The sequence below is a fragment of the Mycolicibacterium thermoresistibile genome (assembly GCF_900187065.1).
Classification (GTDB): Bacteria; Actinomycetota; Actinomycetes; order Mycobacteriales; family Mycobacteriaceae; genus Mycobacterium; species Mycobacterium thermoresistibile.
This window is the reverse complement of sequence record NZ_LT906483.1, coordinates 2,827,007-2,847,169: the sequence shown is the minus strand read 5'-3', so window position 1 is coordinate 2,847,169 and position 20,163 is coordinate 2,827,007. Positions and strand designations below refer to the sequence as shown.

General features: G+C 69.0%; 26 protein-coding genes, 4 tRNA genes and 1 pseudogene. 15 read left to right on the top strand and 16 right to left on the bottom strand.

Annotation, left to right across the window (positions count from 1 at the left end; all coding sequences use genetic code 11):
* Window positions 1-19: 19 nt before the first annotated feature.
* Window positions 20-829 (bottom strand): pyrimidine reductase family protein, encoded by an 810-nt coding sequence (locus tag CKW28_RS13385; protein WP_081475544.1) that lies wholly within the window; start codon window positions 827-829, stop codon window positions 20-22.
* A gap of 35 nt (window positions 830-864) precedes the next feature.
* Here CKW28_RS13385 and zapE point away from each other — a divergent pair, with 35 nt between their 5' ends.
* Complete coding sequence (gene zapE, locus CKW28_RS13380; RefSeq protein ID WP_003926751.1) at window positions 865-1,902, top strand: cell division protein ZapE; 1,038 nt, start codon at window positions 865-867, stop codon at window positions 1,900-1,902.
* On the opposite strand, the gene CKW28_RS13375 is transcribed toward zapE, so the two are convergent.
* From CKW28_RS13375 to CKW28_RS13355, 5 genes are all read right to left on the bottom strand, one after another.
* Window positions 1,878-2,405: a GNAT family N-acetyltransferase gene (locus tag CKW28_RS13375; RefSeq protein WP_003926750.1), complete on the bottom strand. Its 528-nt coding sequence runs from the start codon at window positions 2,403-2,405 to the stop codon at window positions 1,878-1,880. The genes zapE and CKW28_RS13375 overlap by 25 nt on opposite strands.
* Before the next feature lie 10 nt (window positions 2,406-2,415).
* Window positions 2,416-2,916: a hypothetical protein gene (locus tag CKW28_RS13370; protein ID WP_040547300.1), complete on the bottom strand. Its 501-nt coding sequence runs from the start codon at window positions 2,914-2,916 to the stop codon at window positions 2,416-2,418.
* A gap of 62 nt (window positions 2,917-2,978) precedes the next feature.
* Complete coding sequence (locus tag CKW28_RS13365; RefSeq protein ID WP_003926748.1) at window positions 2,979-3,476, bottom strand: SRPBCC family protein; 498 nt, start codon at window positions 3,474-3,476, stop codon at window positions 2,979-2,981.
* 18 nt (window positions 3,477-3,494) lie between these two features.
* Complete coding sequence (locus CKW28_RS13360; RefSeq protein ID WP_003926747.1) at window positions 3,495-3,839, bottom strand: ArsR/SmtB family transcription factor; 345 nt, start codon at window positions 3,837-3,839, stop codon at window positions 3,495-3,497.
* 61 nt (window positions 3,840-3,900) lie between these two features.
* Window positions 3,901-4,620, bottom strand: coding sequence for a Clp protease N-terminal domain-containing protein (locus CKW28_RS13355; protein ID WP_003926746.1), 720 nt, complete (start codon window positions 4,618-4,620; stop codon window positions 3,901-3,903).
* A gap of 144 nt (window positions 4,621-4,764) precedes the next feature.
* Here CKW28_RS13355 and CKW28_RS13350 point away from each other — a divergent pair, with 144 nt between their 5' ends.
* Together CKW28_RS13350 and CKW28_RS13345 are read left to right on the top strand one after the other, a co-directional pair.
* Window positions 4,765-5,004: a hypothetical protein gene (locus tag CKW28_RS13350; RefSeq protein ID WP_040547298.1), complete on the top strand. Its 240-nt coding sequence runs from the start codon at window positions 4,765-4,767 to the stop codon at window positions 5,002-5,004.
* A 193-nt stretch (window positions 5,005-5,197) separates the two neighbouring features.
* Complete coding sequence (locus tag CKW28_RS13345) at window positions 5,198-5,581, top strand: heme-binding protein (RefSeq protein WP_040547296.1); 384 nt, start codon at window positions 5,198-5,200, stop codon at window positions 5,579-5,581.
* A gap of 27 nt (window positions 5,582-5,608) precedes the next feature.
* Here the strand turns inward: CKW28_RS13345 and CKW28_RS13340 are convergent, their stop codons facing one another.
* On the bottom strand, window positions 5,609-6,592 hold the full coding sequence (locus tag CKW28_RS13340; protein WP_003926743.1) for an LLM class flavin-dependent oxidoreductase: 984 nt from the start codon (window positions 6,590-6,592) through the stop codon (window positions 5,609-5,611).
* Between the two features lie 506 nt (window positions 6,593-7,098).
* On the opposite strand from CKW28_RS13340, the gene CKW28_RS13335 reads away from it, so the two are divergent.
* From CKW28_RS13335 to CKW28_RS23620, 3 genes are all read left to right on the top strand, one after another.
* A complete protein-coding gene (locus CKW28_RS13335; protein ID WP_197700589.1) occupies window positions 7,099-7,470 on the top strand; it encodes an antitoxin Xre/MbcA/ParS toxin-binding domain-containing protein in 372 nt (123 codons plus the stop codon).
* Window positions 7,471-8,019 (top strand): RES domain-containing protein, encoded by a 549-nt coding sequence (locus CKW28_RS13330; RefSeq protein WP_003926741.1) that lies wholly within the window; start codon window positions 7,471-7,473, stop codon window positions 8,017-8,019.
* Between the two features lie 1,031 nt (window positions 8,020-9,050).
* Complete coding sequence (locus CKW28_RS23620; RefSeq protein WP_157997569.1) at window positions 9,051-9,398, top strand: DUF732 domain-containing protein; 348 nt, start codon at window positions 9,051-9,053, stop codon at window positions 9,396-9,398.
* 551 nt (window positions 9,399-9,949) lie between these two features.
* Here CKW28_RS23620 and CKW28_RS13325 read toward each other — a convergent pair.
* The 3 genes from CKW28_RS13325 to CKW28_RS13315 all read right to left on the bottom strand — a co-directional run bounded on the left by CKW28_RS13325 (window position 9,950) and on the right by CKW28_RS13315 (window position 10,219).
* Window positions 9,950-10,024, bottom strand: a tRNA-Val gene (locus CKW28_RS13325).
* A gap of 12 nt (window positions 10,025-10,036) precedes the next feature.
* Window positions 10,037-10,110 (bottom strand) — tRNA-Cys (locus tag CKW28_RS13320).
* 36 nt (window positions 10,111-10,146) lie between these two features.
* Window positions 10,147-10,219 (bottom strand) — tRNA-Gly (locus CKW28_RS13315).
* Window positions 10,220-10,393: 174 nt separating this feature from the next.
* Between CKW28_RS13315 and CKW28_RS13310 the strand changes: the two genes are divergently transcribed.
* Window positions 10,394-10,468 (top strand) — tRNA-Val (locus CKW28_RS13310).
* A 42-nt stretch (window positions 10,469-10,510) separates the two neighbouring features.
* On the opposite strand, the gene CKW28_RS13305 is transcribed toward CKW28_RS13310, so the two are convergent.
* Window positions 10,511-10,819, bottom strand: a complete 309-nt coding sequence (locus CKW28_RS13305) for a DUF3618 domain-containing protein (protein WP_003926739.1) — start codon at window positions 10,817-10,819, stop codon at window positions 10,511-10,513.
* Window positions 10,812-11,216: a phage holin family protein gene (locus CKW28_RS13300; RefSeq protein ID WP_003926738.1), complete on the bottom strand. Its 405-nt coding sequence runs from the start codon at window positions 11,214-11,216 to the stop codon at window positions 10,812-10,814. The genes CKW28_RS13305 and CKW28_RS13300 overlap by 8 nt, the downstream gene beginning before the upstream one ends.
* A 164-nt stretch (window positions 11,217-11,380) precedes the next feature.
* On the opposite strand from CKW28_RS13300, the gene CKW28_RS13295 reads away from it, so the two are divergent.
* A complete protein-coding gene (locus CKW28_RS13295; RefSeq protein ID WP_040547291.1) occupies window positions 11,381-12,148 on the top strand; it encodes a ribosome hibernation promotion factor in 768 nt (255 codons plus the stop codon).
* Between the two features lie 36 nt (window positions 12,149-12,184).
* On the opposite strand, the pseudogene CKW28_RS13290 reads toward CKW28_RS13295, so the two are convergent.
* A pseudogene (locus CKW28_RS13290) lies at window positions 12,185-12,853 on the bottom strand (phosphoribosyltransferase); the annotation flags it as partial.
* A gap of 105 nt (window positions 12,854-12,958) precedes the next feature.
* Here CKW28_RS13290 and CKW28_RS13285 point away from each other — a divergent pair.
* Window positions 12,959-13,888, top strand: a complete 930-nt coding sequence (locus CKW28_RS13285; protein ID WP_040547289.1) for a universal stress protein — start codon at window positions 12,959-12,961, stop codon at window positions 13,886-13,888.
* Between the two features lie 28 nt (window positions 13,889-13,916).
* On the opposite strand, the gene phoU is transcribed toward CKW28_RS13285, so the two are convergent.
* Complete coding sequence (phoU, locus tag CKW28_RS13280; RefSeq protein ID WP_003926734.1) at window positions 13,917-14,579, bottom strand: phosphate signaling complex protein PhoU; 663 nt, start codon at window positions 14,577-14,579, stop codon at window positions 13,917-13,919.
* 167 nt (window positions 14,580-14,746) lie between these two features.
* A complete protein-coding gene (mspA, locus tag CKW28_RS13275) occupies window positions 14,747-15,385 on the bottom strand; it encodes a porin MspA (RefSeq protein ID WP_040546197.1) in 639 nt (212 codons plus the stop codon).
* 190 nt (window positions 15,386-15,575) lie between these two features.
* Between mspA and CKW28_RS13270 the strand changes: the two genes are divergently transcribed.
* From CKW28_RS13270 to CKW28_RS13255, 4 genes are all read left to right on the top strand, one after another.
* Window positions 15,576-16,343 (top strand): zf-HC2 domain-containing protein, encoded by a 768-nt coding sequence (locus tag CKW28_RS13270; protein ID WP_003924301.1) that lies wholly within the window; start codon window positions 15,576-15,578, stop codon window positions 16,341-16,343.
* A 66-nt stretch (window positions 16,344-16,409) separates the two neighbouring features.
* Window positions 16,410-16,961 carry an RNA polymerase sigma factor SigC gene (sigC, locus tag CKW28_RS13265; protein WP_003924302.1) on the top strand — a complete coding sequence of 184 codons (552 nt, stop codon included), beginning with the start codon at window positions 16,410-16,412 and terminating at the stop codon, window positions 16,959-16,961.
* 76 nt (window positions 16,962-17,037) lie between these two features.
* Window positions 17,038-17,529: a hypothetical protein gene (locus CKW28_RS13260; RefSeq protein ID WP_003924303.1), complete on the top strand. Its 492-nt coding sequence runs from the start codon at window positions 17,038-17,040 to the stop codon at window positions 17,527-17,529.
* A gap of 101 nt (window positions 17,530-17,630) precedes the next feature.
* Window positions 17,631-18,623 carry a 1-phosphofructokinase family hexose kinase gene (locus CKW28_RS13255; protein ID WP_040546198.1) on the top strand — a complete coding sequence of 331 codons (993 nt, stop codon included), beginning with the start codon at window positions 17,631-17,633 and terminating at the stop codon, window positions 18,621-18,623.
* Here CKW28_RS13255 and CKW28_RS13250 read toward each other — a convergent pair.
* Window positions 18,620-18,886, bottom strand: a complete 267-nt coding sequence (locus CKW28_RS13250) for a hypothetical protein (protein ID WP_003924305.1) — start codon at window positions 18,884-18,886, stop codon at window positions 18,620-18,622. The two genes, CKW28_RS13255 and CKW28_RS13250, sit on opposite strands and share 4 nt — an antisense overlap.
* A 78-nt stretch (window positions 18,887-18,964) precedes the next feature.
* Between CKW28_RS13250 and CKW28_RS13245 the strand changes: the two genes are divergently transcribed.
* A complete protein-coding gene (locus CKW28_RS13245; RefSeq protein ID WP_003924306.1) occupies window positions 18,965-19,597 on the top strand; it encodes a PaaI family thioesterase in 633 nt (210 codons plus the stop codon).
* Between the two features lie 26 nt (window positions 19,598-19,623).
* Window positions 19,624-20,124 (top strand): TIGR02611 family protein, encoded by a 501-nt coding sequence (locus CKW28_RS13240; protein ID WP_003924307.1) that lies wholly within the window; start codon window positions 19,624-19,626, stop codon window positions 20,122-20,124.
* The last annotated feature ends 39 nt before the right edge of the window (window positions 20,125-20,163 follow it).

Below are 20,163 nucleotides of genomic sequence, written 5' to 3'. Positions count from 1 at the left end.
CACAGTAGCGACCGTCCGGTCAGTCCCCCTTGACGTAGCGGGTGTACAGATAGCCGTCGTCGTCGGCGAGCACATGGGTGCGCCGCATCCGCTGGTGGACCCGGTGGGGGCCGTCGACGATGCGCGGCCCCGTCCCGCCCACCAGGACCGGGGCCACGGTCAGGCACAGTTCGTCGAGCAGTCCGGCGGCGAGCATCTGGCTCAGCAGTGTCGGCCCGCCCTCGGCGAGCACCCGCCACAGACCCCGCTCGGACAGGATGCGCAGCACGACGGCGGGATCGACGCTGTCCGGATTCGCGCCGGAGGCGTCGAGCACCTCGGCGGCCGAGCCGAGCCGCCGCCGCACGGTGGCGGCGCCGGACGCGGCGGTGAAGATCAGTGGGGGAACCGTGGTGCGGGTGAACAGCCGGGACCCGGGGTCGAGGTCGCCGGAGCGGGTGACGACGGCGATCGGCGGCACCTCGGCCTGCCCGCGGCTGGTGCGGGCCTGCCGCTGCGCCGCGGTGGGCTGCGCGCCGGAGTAGTTCTCGGTGCGCACGGTGGCCGCGCCGACCAGGATGACGTCGGCGGCGGCCCGCAGCAGCGCGAACAGCGCCCGGTCGCCGGCCCCGCCCAGCCCGCCGGAGCGGCCGTCGGCGGTGGCGGTGCCGTCGAGGCTGGTGATCATGTTGGCCCGCACCCAGCAGCCGCGTGGGTCGCCGGGAGCGGTGTCGGGGTAGCTCTCGGGGTAGCTGTAGAACGCGGTCAGCCGGTCCGCGTCGGCGACGCTGAGGGCGGCGCCGACCGGCCCCAACGCTGTGAGCTCTGTCGCAGCAGCGGTATCGGGCATGAAGTGAATTGGAGCACGTCGCTACGCTGCGAGCTATGCCCGGGTCGAGTGGTGTTTCGCAGCTGGTGGATCGCCACCCCAGTGTCACGCCGGAACGGCTGATCGCTCAGCTGGTGCCACCGCCCACCTTCGCCGACGTCAGCTTCGACTCCTACCGGCCCGATCCGGCCGAGCCGTCGCAGGCCGCCGCGGTGCGGGCGTGCCGGGAGTTCTGCGAGCAGGCCGTCACCCGGCGGGCCGGCAAGAAGCGGCTGTTCGGCAAGCGCACGGTGCTGCCTGGGGTGGGGCTGTACCTCGACGGCGGGTTCGGGGTCGGCAAGACCCACCTGCTGGCGTCGATGTACTACACGGTGCCCGCGCCGAAGGCCTTCGCGACGTTCGGTGAGCTGACGCAGCTGGCCGGGGTGTTCGGGTTCACCGAGTGCATCGATCTGCTGGCCGACTACGTGCTGGTGTGCATCGACGAGTTCGAACTCGACGATCCCGGGAACACCACGTTGATCTCGAGGCTGTTGTCGGCGCTGGTGGAGCGGGGTGTGTCGATCGCGGCGACGTCGAACACGCTGCCCGAGCAGCTGGGGGAGGGCCGCTTCGCCGCGCAGGACTTCCTGCGTGAGATCAACACGCTGGCAAGTATTTTCACCACCATTCGGATCGAGGGCCCGGACTACCGGCACCGTGGTCTGCCGCCGGCGCCGGAGCCGCTCAGCGATGCGGAGGTGGCCGCGCGGGCGGCCGAGGTGCCCGGCGCGACGCTCGACGACTTCGACGAGCTGTGCGCGCATCTGGCGAGCATGCATCCGTCGCGCTATCTCACGTTGATCGAAGGGGTGCGGGCGGTGTTCCTCACCGGGGTGCGGCCGCTCGACGATCAGAATGTGGCGCTGCGGCTGGTGTCGCTGACCGACCGGCTCTACGACGCCGGCATTCCGGTGGTGGCGTCAGGGGCCAAGCTGGACACCATCTTCAGCGACGAGATGCTCGCCGGCGGATTCCGCAAGAAATATCTGCGGGCGATGTCGCGGCTGTTGGCGCTGACCGCCGCCGGTCACAACGGGCGGATCATCACGTAGTCGTTCTCGACCTGGTCGCCGAGCCGGAACGTGCGGGTGCCGGCGACGGTGAACCCGTGTCTGGTGTAGAAGCGCCGGGCGCGGTGGTTGTGCTGGTTGACGCCCAGCCACAGGCAGGTGGCGCCCAGTTCGGCGGCCCAGGCCAGCGCCGTCGTCATCAACGCGCCGGCCGCGCCGCGGCCGTGGTGTTCGGGCAGCACGTACAGCTTGGACAGCTCCACCGCCGGCTGCTCCGGCACCGCGCGCCGCGCCTGCGGGTCGTCGGGCCGGCCACGGATCAACATGGCGTAGCCGATGACGGCGCCCGCATCGTCGCGGGCGGCCAGCACCACCCGGTCCGGGTCGTCCAGGTATTCGGCGAACCGCTGCTCGGAGAGGTTCTCGGTGATGAACGCCTCGATGTTCTGTGGGCTCACCGCGGGCGGACACGCCAGCGGGAAGGTGCGCCGGGCCACCTCGGCGAGTTCGGCGGCGTCGGCCGCACCGGCCGGCTGGACCGTCACGGCTCTCCCGTCACAGATTCCATTGCGCCAGATGGAATCCCGTCGTCCGGTCGATCAGCACCACATTGCTGACCAGGTCGCGGTAGCAGTCCCACCAGACCCCGCCACTGACCGTGGATCCGGCCGGTGCGTTCAGCAGCGCCAGACGCAGGTCGTCGGGTGCGTCGGTGTTGCGCGGCTCGTACGCGTCACCGGTCGGGGTGATGCCGCGGAAGGAGAACACCGTCGACAGCAGGTGTGCCATCGGCACCCGGATCGGGTGCACGGTGACGTCGGCGCGCCACACCTCGTGCCGCGGCGGGCGGGGCGGGTAGCCGAAGCCGGGCGGGACCGGCGACGGCAGCACCCGGTGCACGGTGACGTCGACGACGAGCCCCTCGTATTCGACGCGCAGGGTGTCGCCGATGCGCCCGATCGGACTGTCGGCCGCGGTGGCCGGGCCGGCCACCACACCGCCGAGCACCGTCAGGCCCGCGATCAGTGCCACCAACCACCGCCGTATCCGCGTCATCCGCCCTCCTTGTGTGTGTCTGGCATGATGACACACCCCGTCGGCCCGGTCACCGCGCCGCGTCAGGCTTGGTCGGACAGCAGCTTCTCCAGCTTGCCGAGTTGCGCCTTGTAGCCCCACTTCATGCCGAACGCCGCCATTTTGGCCTTCGGCCCGATCCTGCTGATGGTGATGTGCATTCGCACCGTGGTGGATCCGTCGTTTCCGGTGAGGGTGATGTCGTTGGTGTGGTGGATCGTGGTTCCCTCCTCCTCACCCTCGGTCCAGGACCGCGCGTCGTAGGTGAGCCGGGTGGGCCGCTCGATGTGGGTGAAGGTGCCCGACATCGGCCACCGGGTGCCCTGGTACTTGCCCATCTCCGGGCCGGCTTCCATCACGATGTGGAGGGCGCCGCCGACCCGCAGGTCGACGTCGCATTCGGGGACGAAGGTCTTCTCCGGGCCCCACCACTGCCGCAGCATGTCGGGTTCTGTCCATGCCCGCCATACGGTGTCGATCGGCGCCCGGTAGGAGCGTTCCAGGTTGAGCACCTTGGTCTTCTTGAACATCTGCAGGATCATGTTGCGCTCCCTGCTCGGTCAGCGGTCCGGGTCGACGTCATCAGCAGTCCCTTCGGGTGTGATCGATTCGAGGAACTCGCCCAGGCTGTCCAGGCGGGCTTCCCACACCTGCTCGAACGATTCGGCCCAGCGGCCGATCTGCTCGAACGGCGCGGCTTCGAGGCGGTAGATCCGCTGCCGAGCCCGGGCCTCGCCGGTGACGATGCCCGAATCAGCCAGTACCCGAAGGTGTTTGCTGACCTGCGGCTGACGGATACCGAGCGCCTCGGCGATCTCGCCCACCGAGTGTGGCCCGGCCCGCAGCAGTTCGACGATCCGCAGCCGGCTCGGCTCGCCGAGCGCCCCGAAGATCGTCGCCTGCACGCATGTCAACCTAACCGCCTCGACATATTCCCGTCAAGGAATATGTGAGTTGCGATCGGCGTCAGCGCTTCGGTGTCAGCGAATCGAGGATGCGCACCAGGTCCCTCTCGGTGCGGTCCTTGGTGATGCCGGCGGTGTGCAACGGACCCTCCCCGTCCTCGTGTTCGAGCAGTGCCAGCAGGATGTGTTCGGTGCCGACGTAGTTGTGCCCCAACCGAAGTGCCTCCCGCACGGTGAGCTCCAGAACCTTGCGGGCCGCCGCGTTGAACGGGATCAGCTTCGGGACGTCGGCGCTGCGGTCCGGCAGCCGGATCGCGCCCCGCAGGCTCACCGGATCGACGCCCTGGGCGTCGATCAGCCGGACCGCGAGGGCGTCGGCGTCATCGAGCATGCCGAGCAGCAGGTGCTCCGGGCCGATCTCGGGATTGCCGGCGTCGTGGGCGCGATTCTGGGCGCCGACGACGACGTTGCGCGCCCGCGGGGTGAATCGGTTGAAGCCGTCGTGGGGGTCCAGCGGGGCGGTGCCGGTCTTGGGGACGAACCGCTTCTTGGCGGCCTGCTTGCTGACGCCCATGCTGCGGCCGATGTCGGTCCAGGAGGCCCCGGATCGGCGGGCCTGATCGACGAAATGCCCGATGAGGTGGTCGGCGAGGTCGCCGAGCGCCTCGGCGGTCAGCACCGCGGTGGCCAGTTGTTCCAGCGGTTCGCTGTGCACCGTGGTGATCGCGTTGATCAGGTCGTCGAGTCGCACCGGAGCGGTGATGCGGGTCGGTTCGGTCATATCGTCAACCCAGGGTTGACGATATTGATACGTCAACCCTGGGTTGACGATTTGATGCCGAGATTGGGGTGGGCGCGGAACGGGAACACTTGTTACCGTCGAGTTGGTTCCAGGGTCGGGGGACTCCGACGAAGGGAAACGCCCATGAACCTGAAGAAAATTGCCGCAGGTGGGGCGATGGCCGGGGCGCTCGCGTTCGGCGCGCTGGGCTTCGGCGCCGGTGCCGCCCAGGCGGGTCCGCATCCTCATTGGCCGTGGCCGAACCCACCCGGGCCGGGGATTCTCCCGCCGCCGGGCCACATCGGCCATATCACCGGCGTTCCGCCGGGTCATTGGCATGTCGGGCCGGTGAAGATCAACCCCGGCTGGGTCAACCACCTGTAATCCGAAACAACCACGACCGGGAACGGCCGCCGCGAATTCTCGCGGCGGCCGTTCGCGTTGCGGGTGGCCGGCAGGCGGTCCACCGATCACACGACCGCGTTTGACCTGTCGGGTGCCGGGTAGTTACTCGATGTCGTTTCATGACGACGAATGTGAGAAGCGTCGGGAAGTCGGGGACTAAGGAGCAAGGCAGATGGTTACGTTCAATCGGCGTGGCGGAGTTCTGGGTGCCCTCGCAGGGGGTGTCCTCCTGGTGTCGGCCACCATCGCGATTCCGACAGCGGCTGCGCAACCCCAGTGCACCGCAGCGGGTTTGAGCAGTGCTCTGGGCACGGTGTCGTCGGCGACGGGGAACTTCCTGTCCAGCCACCCGGAGGCCAATGAGGTGATCACCAATGCCGGCGCGCTGCCCGACGGGGAAGCCGAGAACGCCATTCGCCAGTACTTCGTCGCCAATCCGGGGGAGTGGGCCGAGTTGCAGTCGATCGCCACCCCGCTGCGCAATCTGCGTCAGCAGTGCGACGTCGACGTGGCGCCGGCGCAGATCGCCCGGCTGTTCGACGCGATGGCCAGTTAGGTTCGCGGTGCGCTCGTCACCGGTTTCTCAGAACCAGGCCTTGGCGAGCAACTCCAGCGAGCGGTCGCGCACGGCCGGGTCGTGGGCGTAGGTGACCGTGATGAGCTCGTCGGCGCCGGTGCGGGCCACGAACTCGTCCAGTTGCGCCTTGACGGTCGGCGGTGAGCCGACCGCCTTGATCCGCAGCATGGGCTCGTTGCCGCCGCCCTGCGCGGCGAGGGTGTCCGGGTCCACCGGCGGCTGGATCTTTCGGCGCAGGTTGTGTTTGAGGTCCAGGAACATCTGTTCGACCACGGTGAACTGACGCCGCGCTTCCTCGTCGGTGTCGGCGACCATGACATTGATGCCCGCCATCACGCGGGGCCGGTCGATCTGCGCGGTCGGCGCTTCGGTGCTGAACATCTCCCGGTAGGTGCGGAGGGCCGCATCGAGCTGGTCGGGGGCGAAGTGCGAGGCGACCGCGAACGGCAAGCCCAGCTGGGCGGCGATCGCCGCGCCGTTGACGGTGGAGCCGAGCACCCAGATCGGCACCCGGGTACCGGCGGACACCGCCGACACGATCGGCATGCTGTGCGCGGTGCCGGTGTCGCTGAACCAGCCCTGCAGGTCGTAGATGTTGCGGGCGAAATCCTGCGGTTCGGCCGACGAGCGGCTGAGCGCGCGGGCGGTCATCATGTCCGTGCCCGGGGCGCGGCCCAGGCCGAGGTCGATCCGGTCGCCGTGGATGTTGGCCAGCGTGCCGTACTGTTCGGCCACCATCAGCGGCGCGTGGTTGGGCAGCATCACCCCGCCGGCGCCGACCCGGATCCGCTCGGTGACCGTGGCGGCCTGCGAGATGAGCAGCGCGGTGGCGCTGGCCGCCAGGTTCGGGGTGTTGTGGTGCTCGGCGAACCAGAGCCGGTGATAGCCGAGTTGATCGGCCAGGCGGGCCGAGTTCATCGACGCGGCGATGGCGTCGCGGGCAGTGGAGCCCTCCGAGATCGGGACCAGGTCGAGGATGCTCAGGGGCACAGACAATGACAAGTTCCTGTCGCTAGCGGAAATCAGTACTTCTACGGGCTAACAGTTTCGGCGCGGCGGGTTATTCCGGGGACGTCGCGGGTTTGAAGATCGAGTACCTCGTCTGCGCAGGGCGGGCTGCATCGAAGCGGGTTGTATCGAGGAGGTCGCATCGTGAGCGGCGGCCGTCGCCGCCGACGATGAGGACGTTGACACCTCGCCTTGCTGACCGAGGCGGCCGAACAAACGGCCGAGCCGGCCCTGGCTCGCAACAGTGAGGATCAGGACGAGACGGTCTCGACATGCCGATACGTCAGCGCGATTGACGGCGCCCACGGCGTGGAAACCGACACGACCGTCGGTGCGGGTCCGGGCGCGCGTGGTGCTCAACGAGGGCACCATCTACGACGGCGACCCGGAGACCGGGGAGCAGACCGAACGGTGGAGGCGGACTCCGATCTTCTGCCCAAAGAAAATTTTGGGTAGCATCGGTGAATGGGTACGAGGGAGGAGCTGTCATGAGAGGTGTGCGGGACAAGGGCGGGCGTGTGGCGGCCGACGATCCGTTGTCAGCCCACCGGATGAAGCTCCTGGGTGAAGCGTTCACGCAGACGCAGTTGGCGAAGCTGGTCGGAGTGAGCCCGTCACAAACCTCAAGGTGGACCTCCGGCGAGGAGCGTCCCAGTCCCTCCGCGGCCCCCGCCCTCATCGACCTCGAACACGTCTATGCGAGAGCTCGACTGGTGTGGGGTAGCGAAACGGCGCGCATCTGGATGGAGAGCAGCAACGCATTCCTTGCCGGCGCCCGCCCCCTGGACGTACTCCGCACGGAAGGCCCGGGCCGAGTTCTCGAAGCGCTCGATGCCGAGATGTGGGGCGGAGCCGCCTGAGTGCTGGTCTATCGGGTCTTCCCTTACCTGCCGAAGGCCGAACCGGGCGAGCCCGGACACCCGCTCTACGAACACCAGCCTCAACGCGGCAGCAGAGCCGATCATCCGGACTATTACGTCTGGTATGTCACCCGCGAACCCGACGCCGCCTGCGGAGAGGTGTTCGGGAACCTCGCCGTCTGGGGCGATTCGATGTTCGATTTCCCCGCCGTGCCCGGCGCGCGCCGCGCGCTGGGCACCTACAGATTGCCGGATGATCTGCGGATCTGCGATCTGGATGATCCCCGCCGCCTGGTGGAACTGGGGCTGCGGCCCACGCAGGTGGTCACACGCAACCTTGCTGTGACTTCGGAGTGGGCACATCGGATATGGTCCGAGCGGTTCGACGGCGAGCGGAGATGGCAGGCGGTGCAGTGGTGGTCCTTCCACCGGCCGACCTGGAGGGTGATCGCCAGTTGGGAGAGGCCCACCTTCGTCGAATGCGAGCCGCTCAGTGCCAGCCATCCAGCGGTGGTCGCCGCGGCCGACAGTCTCAACCGGCCACTGTGACACTCTGACGCGAGAAGCGCTGTGGTGGTGCAGTCGCCGCCTACGTCGGTTCCGTCGGGTGTGTAGGAATTACAGTAGTCGAGTGGAGTGCCCCCTCCGGGGCGCAGTGATCCCAGCGCCCAAGCGACATTGAGTCGACCGCCAGCGCCCGGAGCGCATCCGCCGTCCGATCCTCCCGAATCCGGGGCGGCTGATACTTTTTCCCGTTTCCAGTCGAGGACCGGGAACACAGCCTGTGAGATCGGCGAAGATGTCGTTGTGCGCGGTTTCTGTGAGGTCCGCCAGAACAGCTACAAGTCCCAAGTCCAGCCCGACTGCCAGCCGGGGTCGGTGACCGGCTTCTTCTTACATGAAGGTAGGGCGGTGACGGCGAACTGTTTTCCCGACTCGGGGTTCCCCGGCGTGCTTCCTGTCCAGGTTATGGACAACCGCTGACTGCAGGTTCCATCACCTGTGTAATCAACGGCCACCTCAACCCCATTGCGCTGATTCCCGGGAAGCCTGAAAGTAGCGGGCGGTTTTGGGATCCCTGCAGAGAATCCCAGTCGGTCTATGGGGTGTCCTCACCCGGACGGAGATGGGAAGGCGTTAATCGATGCGGTGTGCAGCGGCGACGTTGATGGTGGCGGTCCTTGGTGCGGTTGGATCTCTTGTGCTGTCAGCGGTCGGCCACGAGCAACCCGACCAACCCGGACCCGCGCCATCTCGGGGCCTCAGTTCGAACAGTCGGGCCAAAGCTAATGCGGCCCTCGGGATCGCCGTGGATCCGAACCGGATCCGCTGTCCGATTTACCGTTTACATGGTGTGGAGACGTCGCCAGATGCTCGGTGCCTGTGGGAGACGGGGTCGGCGTGGAGACCTCCGGGCCACGATGGCGCCCAACAACTACACTGACTCACCACTGCTCACAGGTGAGGAATTTGAAAGAGCACACCTGGGGACTTTCGATGAGCGCAATCACCGAGCGACGAGGCCGCGCCTGATCTCAGATCCACCGCACCGTGCCAGCGAACCGCTTACCATCGCCAACATGCGAGTGAAGACATGGCTGCCGGTAGCTGCCGCCGGTCTGCTTCTACTCGGAACGGCAGCGCCGGCCTCCGCTGACGTAGAGGGATACGTCAGAGCGCTCGAAGCCGCCGAACTCATCGACCACGACGGCGACCCCTACCACTGCCGCGCCGATGTGTGCTTCGGACAGTTCGACGACGCCGACGCGGCACTACAAACAGGACGCTGGGTCTGTGAACAAATGCGCAAGGTCGGTAAGCCCCGGGCGCTGCTAGTGGACTGGCTCAGCCACGGAGAAGGCTTGATGCCGTCGTCCTATAGCGCACCGATCATCGTCGACGCCGCAGCCACTCACCTCTGCCCGTAGCGACCCGGCCACCTGGGGCATGACTTCAATCCGACCGCGTCCGCCCCGGATGGCGTAGGCGCGTATCTCTCCCCGCAAAAATATTTCCCACAAATGATCGGGCGGTCAGTGGTGGCTTCAGCGACACACGCGGCGGTGCGGCGTTCGTTATCGCCCCAGGGCGGTGGGGCAGCCGTCGCCGGGGCCTTCTTGCATTTGCAACTTATCGCTCATCGCCGAAGCTCGCAGGATATTCGGCAAAGGCCAGACTTCTTGATCTTGACGCGGTAGTCCTGGGCCTGCCACTCATAGGTTAGGACCGCGGCCCCGCGGCAGTGGCGCACCCGAGCACTGCTCGACGCGGTGCTGCCCGATGGTGTTGCAGCAGGGGTGAACGGTGCTGTTTGCCCTGCCAGGCCGGGTCAGCCCAAGCGTGGTCGGCGGCATCTTCAGTCGGGGTGGTGGTCGGTTCGGTGGTGGTCATGACCAGATGTCTCCCTCGGGTTTGCACCGAGTCAGGTCATATCTAGGTCACGCCGTCCGATTTTGCGGATATACCCGCAGGTAGAACGTGGTGCGCGATACTGGGATTGAACCAGTGACCTCTTCCGTGTCAGGGAAGCGCTCTCCCACTGAGCTAATCGCGCGTGTCGAACTCTTGGAGGTGGAGACGGGAATCGAACCCGTGTGCACGGCTTTGCAGGCCGTTGCCTCACCACTCGGCCACTCCACCGTGGGGGTCGATGCCGCCGCATCAACGTGGACCTCGAGCGGATGACGGGATTCGAACCCGCGACCCTCACCTTGGCAAGGTGATGCGCTACCAACTGCGCTACATCCGCGTGCCGCGTGCGAACCTGTCGCTCGCCTGCGATCGCTGACAATAGTAGACGGTGACGACGCGGCACAAATTCCCCCCATCGAGCGTTGTCTTGACCAGGGCATTCTCGGCGTGGCGGGAAGGCGTGCTAATCTTCGACGTCGTCCGGCCGTTGCACTAGCCGAACGGTCCGTACGGTCTCGTAGCTCAGCGGGAGAGCGTCCGCCTCACACGCGGAAGGTCACTGGTTCGATCCCAGTCGGGACCACCACGAAGCACCTCACCCCGATCCGGGGGAAGCTGCCGGGCGTCTCTAGCGCCGGCGACGCCAGAGGATCAATCCCGTCACCACCACTGCGGCCAGCGCCGCGACGATCGCCGCGCGTCGCACCCGGTCATCGTGGGTGACCTCCTGGGCGCGGTGCACCGCCCGGTCCTTGGTGTCGATCGCCTTCTCCCGGGCCCGCTCCTTCACGTCGAGTTTGTCCGACAGCGCCTGCACCGTCGCGCTGATCTCCCGGCGGGTCGTCTCGATGTCGGCCTCCAGGTCGGCGATTCCCGCCTCGGGTCCCGGTTCGGGCCGGGCCGGCCGACCGGACCGATCGGCATCTGGTTCAGCCATGACGGGCCTCTTTCACCTCTCGGATGTCGTCTTTGACCGTCTGCACCGTCCGCGGCGCCGCCGGGGTGACGCTGTCCACCTGCTTCTTGCTGATCAGCGCGGCGATCCCGGCGATCAACAACAGTGCCGCGGCCACGATCAGCGCCGCCGCCCACACCGGCAGCACCAGCGCCAGCGCGGCCACCGCGGCGGTCAGCAGCGCCGCCACCCCGAACAACGCCAGCACCCCGGCGGCGCTGAACAACCCGGCGCCGATGCCGGCGTGTCTGGCCGATTCCCGGAACTCCTGCTGGGCCAGCCGCAGTTCATCGCGTACCAGCCGGGACGTCTGCGCGGACAGTTGGCTCAACAACTCACCGATCGAGGCGTCCGCAGCCGGTTTGGTTTCCAGACTCATGTCGCAACCCTCATTTCGCGCCGGCCAGGTTTGCGCGCCGGCCCGATTTTCGCGCCGGCCTTCGTCGTGGCCGTCTGCGCACTGTGATGCCCTCCACACCCCGGGCCGAAACACCAGGACCTTGGACCCTGTTTGCTGCCCCGCCGAGCGTGTAGAAATTGGGCATGGCTGATACTGCGGACGTGACCCAGGCATTCGACATCGAGATCTCGACGCAGGGCACCATGCCCGGCGCCGAGGATTACGTGCGGAGCAAGCTCGGCGGGCTGAACAAGTACACCCGCCGGCCGATCCTGCACGCCCGGGTCAGGCTCACCCGCCACCAGGACGGGTCACCGGAGCGGCCCGTCGTCGCGCAGGCCAACATCAACGTCGGCGGCAGGTTCATCCGGGCCCAGGTGGAGGGTGACAACGTCCGTGAGGCGGTGGACCGCCTCGAGGATCGTCTGCGTCTGCAGATCGACCGGATCACCGGCAAATGGGAGGCCAAACGGGAGCAGCCCCGCCCGCTACACCGCCCGAGCTTCTTCCCACGGGCCAAGGAGGAGCGGCAGATCATCCGCCGCAAGTCCTACACGCTGGCCACCGCCACCCTCGACGAGGCGGTGACCGAGATGGAGCTGCTCGACTACGACTTCCACCTGTTCACCGAGAAGGGCACCGGGCAGGACTGCGTCCTCTACCACGACGACGAGGGCTACCGGATCGCGCAGATCACCCCCACCAGCCCGGAGGAACTCGCTCCGCACACCGTGGAGGTGTCGATCAGCCCGCACCCGGCCCCGAAGCTGACCGTGGACGAAGCCACGGAGCGGATGAACATGCTCGGGGTGCCGTTCCTGTACTTCGTGGAAGCCGAGTCGGGCCGCGGCAACGTGCTCTACCACCGCTACGACGGGCACTACGGGCTGCTCACTCCCGCCGACGCCTGAGCCGCCCGGCGGCAAACCCGCACCGGACGCTCACCGCGGGTCGGAATCGGTTGGCGCGGCACCGGACTGGCGCTGCGCCTCGTCGAGCAACCGCACCACCTCCTCGTCGGAGGTCTGCGAGAAGTCCCGGTACCCCTGGCCCACCGCGTAGTACACCTCGGGTGAGTACAGGCAGACCACCTCGTCGGCGTACCGGGACAACTCGGCGACGGTGTCGCGGGCCCCGATCGGCACGGCCAGCACCACCTGTCCGGCGCCCTGCGCCCGGGCGACCTGACAGGCGGCCTTGGCGGTCGCCCCGGTGGCCAGTCCGTCGTCGACGACCACCGCGGTCCGCCCGGTCAACGGCACCGGTGCCCGGCCCCGCCGGTACCGTTCGGCGCGGCGCGCCAGTTCGGCGGCTTCCTTCTGCTCCACGCCGGCCATGTCGGCGGGGGAGAGCCGCGCCTGCAGCACCACCGCGTCGTTGAGGATGCGGACACCGCCCTCACCGATCGCGCCGAACGCCAACTCCGGGTGGAACGGCACCCCCAGTTTGCGCACCAGCAGGACGTCCAGCGGCGCCCGCAACCGCTGCGCCACTTCGAACGCCACCGGCACACCACCGCGCGGGAGGCCGAGCACCACGACGTCGCGGCCGGCCAGCGGCGCCAGCCGGTCGGCCAGCATCCGTCCCGCTTCTCGTCGGTTCGCAAACGGTCCCATCTTGATGAGTGTGCCCGCGTTACGCTGCCACGACACCGTTTTGGGCTCTAGGGTCGAATCCGTAGGGGCCCGACAGTGACTCCGGGCCGCGGGACCGCAGGAGGCATGCCAGTGTCCAGTACGGCCGCCTATGAGGGGATCGTCGTGGGGGTGGACGGGTCCGCGGCGTCCGCGGACGCGGTGCGGTGGGCCGCGCGGTCGGCGGCGCTGCGCAACCTGCAGCTCACGCTGGTGCATGTGATGACCGCGACCTCGATAGGGGCACCGCTGGTGTGGCCGGCCGGCCCGATCCCCGATTCGCTGATCCAGTGGCAGGAGGACGAGGCGCGGCAGATCCTCGCGGACTCGGCCGAGATCGCCGAGAACGCATTCCAGGAGGCCCGGGCCGCCGGGCCGGGGCCCGCCGGCGACGACGCGGTGCGGGTGGTCACCGGCGTGGTCCGCGCGGCGCCGGTGCCGACCCTGGTGGACGCGTCCAAGCAGGCGAAACTGGTGGCGGTCGGCAGCCGCGGTCAGGGACCGCTGCGCCGGGTGTTGCTCGGCTCGGTGAGCAGCGGTCTGGTGCACCACGCGCACTGCCCGGTGGCCGTCATCCGGGAGGGCACCCCGCACACCCCGGACTTCGCCAAGCGGCCGGTGCTGGTCGGCATCGACGGATCGGAGTCGGCGCAGCGGGCCACCGCGGTGGCGTTCGAGGAGGCGTCGTTCCGGGGTGTCGACCTGATCGCATTGCACGCCTGGAGCGACGCCGACATCGCCGACATCCCCACGCTGGAACTCTCGGCGGTGCAGCAGTCGGCCGAGCGGGTCCTCTCCGAGCGCCTCGCCGGCTTTCGGGAACGCTATCCCGACGTCAGCGTCCACCGGCGCATCGTCGGCTCGGAACCGGCCCGCCATCTGGTGGAAGCCTCCGAGGACGCGCAACTGGTGGTGGTCGGCAGTCGCGGACGCGGCGGATTCACCGGCATGCTGCTCGGCTCGGTGAGCCGCGCGGTGGTCAACGCCGTGACGACCCCGGTGATCGTGGCGCGCTGAGACCGACAGCCGAGACCGGTAGCCGGCCTCAGTAGGTGGACACTTCCTGTTCCGGCGGCAGGGTTCCGGTCACCTCGAACACCACCCGCCGGCCGATCTCGACGGCATGGTCGGCGAACCGTTCGTAGAACCGGCCGAGCAGCGCCGCGTCGACACCGGCCTGCACCCCGTACGGCCAGTCGTCGAGGATCTGCTCGTACAGCCGGTCGTGCAGGTCGTCCATCGCGTCGTCGTGCTGGCGCAGCTGGGCTCCCGTCTCGGCGTCACCGGAGAGCAACACGTCGCGCGCCGTGGTGCTGATCTCCTCGGCGACCCGGCCCATCTCGGCGAACAGGGGGCGTATCGGTTCCGGCAGCACCGGTCGGGGGTGCCGCCGGCGGGCGATCTTGGCGACGTGCACCGCCAGCCCGCCCATCCGATCGATGTCGGACGCCAGTTTCAGGCAGGACACGATCGCACGGAGTTCACCGGCCACCGGCTGCTGCAGCGCCAGCAGCGACACCGCGGTGGACTCCGCACGGCTGCTCACCGCGGCGATCTCGCGGTGATCGGTGATGACGCCTTCGGCCTCGGCGAGATCGGCCTCGAGCAGCGCGCGGGTGGCGCGGGCCATCGCCCGTCCGGCCAGCCCGCACGCCCGGGCCAGTTCCTTGCCGAGCGAATCGAGTTGCTCGTGGTAGATGTTCCGCATTGCCGCCCCCGGAAATCGCTTTCCACGCTACGGGACGATGCCACGATGCGCACCGGGCCGACGTGGAGCCGGGCGCGGGTGGCGCACCCCCCGTTCGCCGCCCGCGCCCGGGCATACATCAAGTTAGGTGGTGTCTGATCGGACCGGCAGGGCCATTGGTCCCTGATTCAGTTCATGTTCCAGGGTTCGCCGTAGGTGGTGACGCTGTCGCCGGTGGAGGCGATCAGCCGGGCGAACGGCCGCAGCAGTACCCCGCCGGCCGCACCGGTGACGGTGCCGTGGGCGTTGGACACCGCGACCCCGCCCTCGGGGCCGGCCACGTCGACGGAGAACGTGGCGACCTCCTGGATGCCCGGACCGTTGCCCAGGTCCGCCGAGATCGACACCCCCGGGAACAGGTTCGGGGTGATCACCGAGTCCAGCCCGAACGGCGGGCCGGTGATGTCGCCGCCGTCGATGAGGATGTTGGGGGTGGTGTAGCTGAAGTTGATGCCCACGCCCAGCGACCACGGGAACCCGATCTGATAGCCCAGTTCCAGGGTGCCCTCGAAGTCCTCGGCGCCGGGTCCCTCGACGCGGTACTTGGCGCGGCCGGAGTGGAACCACTCCCGGGTCAGCCGGTTGCGGTCCAGCGGAAACACCCCGTTGAGGAAGGTGTCCCACTGCTGCACCGTCAGCGTCCGGTCCTGCCCGTCGACCAGCGACAGCTCATTGTCCAAGCCGCCGTGGGCGACCGGCGCTCCCGCGAAAAGCATTGCCACGGCCAGTGATAACGCGATCCATACTCGACGTCTGACGGACTTCATCTGCTCCCTTACTGTCGGTGGGCCGGTGCGGTTGCCCCGGCGCGGACCCTGCCGGTCCCACCCGTAGCTGTCGGATGAAGCCCCCGGAAGTTCCTCGACTGAGCGCTATCTCACAACTTCGGCGGCGTGTTCCGCCGGGCACAGCCGGACCGCCGGGAACCAACTGCGGCCCGGCGCCGACTATGAGGGTATGGACTGTCATGTCGCGCGTGAGGCGTTGTCGGCGCGGATCGACAACGAACAGGAACCGGTGCCGCCCGCCCGGGTCGACGAACATCTCGAATCGTGTCAGGCCTGCGCCGCCTGGTATCTGCTGGTGTCCCGGCAGGCCGCGGAGATCCGGCGGTTGGCCGGTGCGACCCGCTCGGCGATCGGTCTCGCACCGGCGCCGCGGAACCGGCGGCGCCTCCCGCGCATCCCGGTGTTGACCCGTCCGGTCCGGGTGCCGTGGCCGCGCTGGGCGCTGGGGGTGGTGGGGGTGCTGCAACTGGCATTGGGCGTCGCGCAGGCCACCGGGACCAACTTCGGGATGCTCGCGCATCACGGGACGCATCACGGCGCCCACCAGGGTGTGCACCTGTTGAACGAGTCCACCGCCTGGTCGTTGGCTCTCGGCGCGGTGATGATCGCCGCCGCGGTCCGGCCCGTCGCCGCGACCGGTCTGGCCGGGGTGTCGACGGTGTTCACCGTCGCGCTGACCGTCTACGTCATCGCCGACTGGCTGGCCGGCCTGGTCACCCCGGCGCGGGTGCTCAGCCATCTGCCGGTGGTACTGGGCACCGTGCTGGCGCTGCTGGTCTGGCGGGCCCAGCGTGACCCGGGCGATCCGTGGGACGGCTCCATCGGGCTGCCGGACGGCGCGGGGGAGGCCGAGCCGGTCGAGGATCCGTCCGGACCGGGTGACCTCGAACCCACGGGGCGACGCCATCTGTGGCCGGTCAACAGGTCGGCGGCGTGAGGGGCGGCAGGGCCGCCGGCCCGACCGGGCGCCGGGGTCCGGTCACCGATCGCATAGGGTCGGCGCGTGGGTTTGCGTGACGACGACCGGGTCACCCGGCTCGCGCTGGCCGCCGGTCGGGGTGACCCGGCGGCGCTGGAACAGTTCATCCGGGCGACCCAGCGGGATGTCTGGCGCACGGTCGCCTACCTGGCCGATCCCGGCAGCGCGGACGACCTGACCCAGGAGACGTTCCTGCGAGCGATCCGGTCCCTGCCGAAGTTCAACGGCCGATCCTCGGCGCGCACCTGGCTGCTGTCGATCGCCCGGCGGGTGGTCGTCGACCAGATTCGGCACAACCAGAGCCGGCCCCGCACCAGCTATGCCGTCGACGTGCACACGGTCCTCGACAAGCGCCGCCCCGACGGGCGGTTCGAGGACATCGTCGAGATCAAGTTGCTGCTCGACGGGCTCGACACCGACCGGCGACACGCCCTGCTGCTGACCCAGGTGCTCGGGTTGTCCTACGCCGAGGCGGCCGAGGTGTGCGGCTGCGCGGTGGGCACGATCCGTTCCCGGGTCGCCCGGGCCCGCGACGATCTGCTCCAGCAGGCCAGGCCGGTCGACCGTACCGGCTGAGAGCAGGGCTGGAACGAGAAATTGACAGGTAAGCGCCTGCCTCCGTAGTGGGACAGAGCGAGCACGAGGAGTTCGGGTGAGTACTGGGCGGCAAGACGCCTACATCGAGAACACGCTGCGCGGTATCGAACGGCGGGTACTGCAGGAGATCAAGATCACACGGGCGTGGCGGATCGCCGCCACGTGGGCGGTCGGCGTGCTCGCGGTGGCCGCGGTGGCGCGGTGGTGGAGTGCCGGCGCGATCCATCCGGTGGCCCACGGTGGCGGGGCAGTGCTGCCCGCGACGACGGCGGTGCTGCTGCTGGCCGCGTTCCTCTCGGCGGTCGCGCTGCGCAAGCGCCGGTTCCGGTGGTGTTGTGCGGCGGTGATCATCTGCTGGGTGGGCAGCGTGACGGGGATGGCGGCGCTGTGGTGGCACCGCACCACCCCGGCGCCCGATCCGCTGGTGTGGACGGTGTTGTGCACGGTCGCGGTGGTGGTGCTCACCGTGACGTGGCTGGTGGTGCTGCTGACCCCGGTGGAGAGGTCGCAGCCGGACATGCGGGTGTGGCACACCGCCGGACGCTAGACCGTCGCACCCGCTGGTTCGGGGGCTTATAGGGTCGAGTCATCCGACTCTCGATCTGACCGACCCCCGACGACCGACACAGCAGCGATAGGGCGGAGACCTTGCCGGAAACCTCGCCATCGGACCCCGGCCGGCCCACGATCGTCACGTTGACGATGAACCCGGCCCTGGACATCAGCACCACCACCGACCGGGTGCATCACACCAGCAAGGTGCGGTGCCACGGGGTGCGCCACGACCCGGGTGGCGGTGGCATCAACGTGGCCCGCATCGCGCATGTGCTGGGTGCCCCGGTGACGGCGGTGTTCCCGATCGGCGGCCACACCGGCGAGTTGCTCACCGACATGCTCGAACACAGCGGGGTGTCGTACCACTCGGTGCCGATCGCCGATCTGACCCGCGAGAGCCTGACGGTCAACGAGGAGAGCACCGGACACCAGTACCGGTTCGTGCTGCCCGGCCCGTTCGTCACCCACGAGGAACAGGACGCGGTGCTGCAGCGGCTGCGGGAGGTGGCCGCGTCGGCGCAGTTCCTCGTCGCCAGCGGCAGCCTGCCCCCGGGGGTGCCCGCCGACTTCTACCAGCGCGTCGCCGACCTGTGCCGCGAACTCGGGGTGCTGCTCATCCTGGACAGCTCCGGCGGCGGTCTCACCCAGGTGCGTTACGGCGCGTTCCTGGTCAAGCCGAGTAAACGGGAACTACGCGAATACGTCGGCCGCGACATCCCCACCACCGCCGATCAAATCGCGGCCGCGCACGAGCTGATCGACCGCGGGGTCACCCAGGCGGTGGTCGTCTCGCTCGGCGCCGACGGCGCTCTGCTCGCGACCGCCGACGTCGACCAGAAGTTCGAGGCGATCGACGTGCCGGTGGTGCTCAGCGGGGTCGGCGCCGGTGACGCCATGGTCGCCGGGATCACCGTGGCGCTGAGCCGACGGTGGTCGCTGTCGGACGCCGTCCGTTACGGGGTGGCGACCGGGTCGGCGATGCTGCTGACACCGGGCACCGCGCCGTGCCGGCCGGAGGACGTGGAGCGGCTCTTCGCCCAGGCCGCCCCACCGGTCGACGTCACCCGCTCGCCGGCCCGGAACTAGCGGCCGGTCGGTTTCGCCACGAACTCGCGCACATGGGCGAAACCGTCGAGCCGCCACGCCTCGATCGCCCAGATCGCCGCGACCGCCGGCAACGGCAGCAGCGCCGCCCACCAGTCCAGCCCCGCGGGCAACAGGTCGCCGATCACCTCCTCGCGGGGCCGGCCCTCCACCACCACCACCACCGGCAACGACTCGGTGAGCAGGATCGTCAGCAACCGGGTCGTCTCGAACGGTCCTATCGTGGTGGCGAAAACCCAACTCACAGACCAGATTGCCGAGCTTCACGCCGTCACCATGCCAAATCCCGGGCCCGAATGCGGGTTGGCTACGCTGCGGCGAGTATGGAATCCGCAGACAGACACCCCGTCGGTGCGCATCCGGGCGGTGGATTCAAACCGTCGGAGCCCACCACCCGCGGCGGCCCCGACTACGGCCGGTTCATCGAGGCGGTGCGCACACTGCAGGACCACGCCCGCGCCGCCGACGCCCCCGATGAGGTGATCAGCCGGGCCGCCGCGATGGTCGAGGCGGTCAACGAACTGCTGCAGCCGTACTGGGCGGATGAGTGGACGTCGCCGTCGGGGCGGCGGCTGGATCTGCCCAACCGCGGCAATGTGCTGTCGGTGCCGCTGGACGTGCGGCGGTCCGACGACCGCGTCGTCGGCACCACCCGGTTCCGGCGCTTCCACCTCGGCCGCAACGGGGCGGCCCACGGCGGTGCGGTGTCGCTGCTGTTCGACTCGCTGCTCGGCTACACCGCCGCCACCCTCACCGGGAACCGGTACCAGCGCACCGCGTACCTGCACGTCGACTACCGCAAGATCGCGCCGATCGAGCGGCCGCTGCAGGTGAGCGCCCAGATCGACCGGATCGAAGGCCGCAAGACCTTCGTCACCGGCCGGCTGCTCGACGGCGCCACCGTGCTCGCCGACGGGGAGGCGCTGTGCGTCCGGCTCAAACCCGGGCAGCCGTGAGCGCCGCGACCCCATACCGTGGTGGGGTGAGCGTACAACCATCCGAACAGCACCGGCCGGCACCGGAAACCGACGGGTTCTCCGCCGCACCGACCTCCGGGTGGCGACACCGGCTGACCGCCCGGCGGCAGTGGCTGGCTGCCCGGCGCGAACAGCTGCGCCGGCGGCGGATCCTCAACGCCGTCTACCGCAGCACGGTCGGGGTGGTCGGGTTGGTGGTGGTGGTGATCGGCATCATCGCGATCCCGTACCCGGGTCCGGGCTGGGCCATCTTCTTCCTCGGCCTGGCGCTGCTGGCCACCGAGTTCGCCTGGGCGCAGCGTTCGCTGCGGTTCACCAAGGCCCGCTACGACGCGGTGATGGACTGGCTGGGCCGGCAGCATCCGGCGGTGCAGGCCCTGGGCGCGGTCCTCACCGCCGTGGTGGTGATCGTGACGCTGTGGGTGGTCGGTGCGGTCGGCTGGGGCGCGGCCCTGTTCGGCGTCGATCGGCCGTGGCTGAGAAGCCCCATCGGCATCGGGTCGTGACCGCGCGTCCCGATAGCATGGGTCGCGTCCGACCCCGTT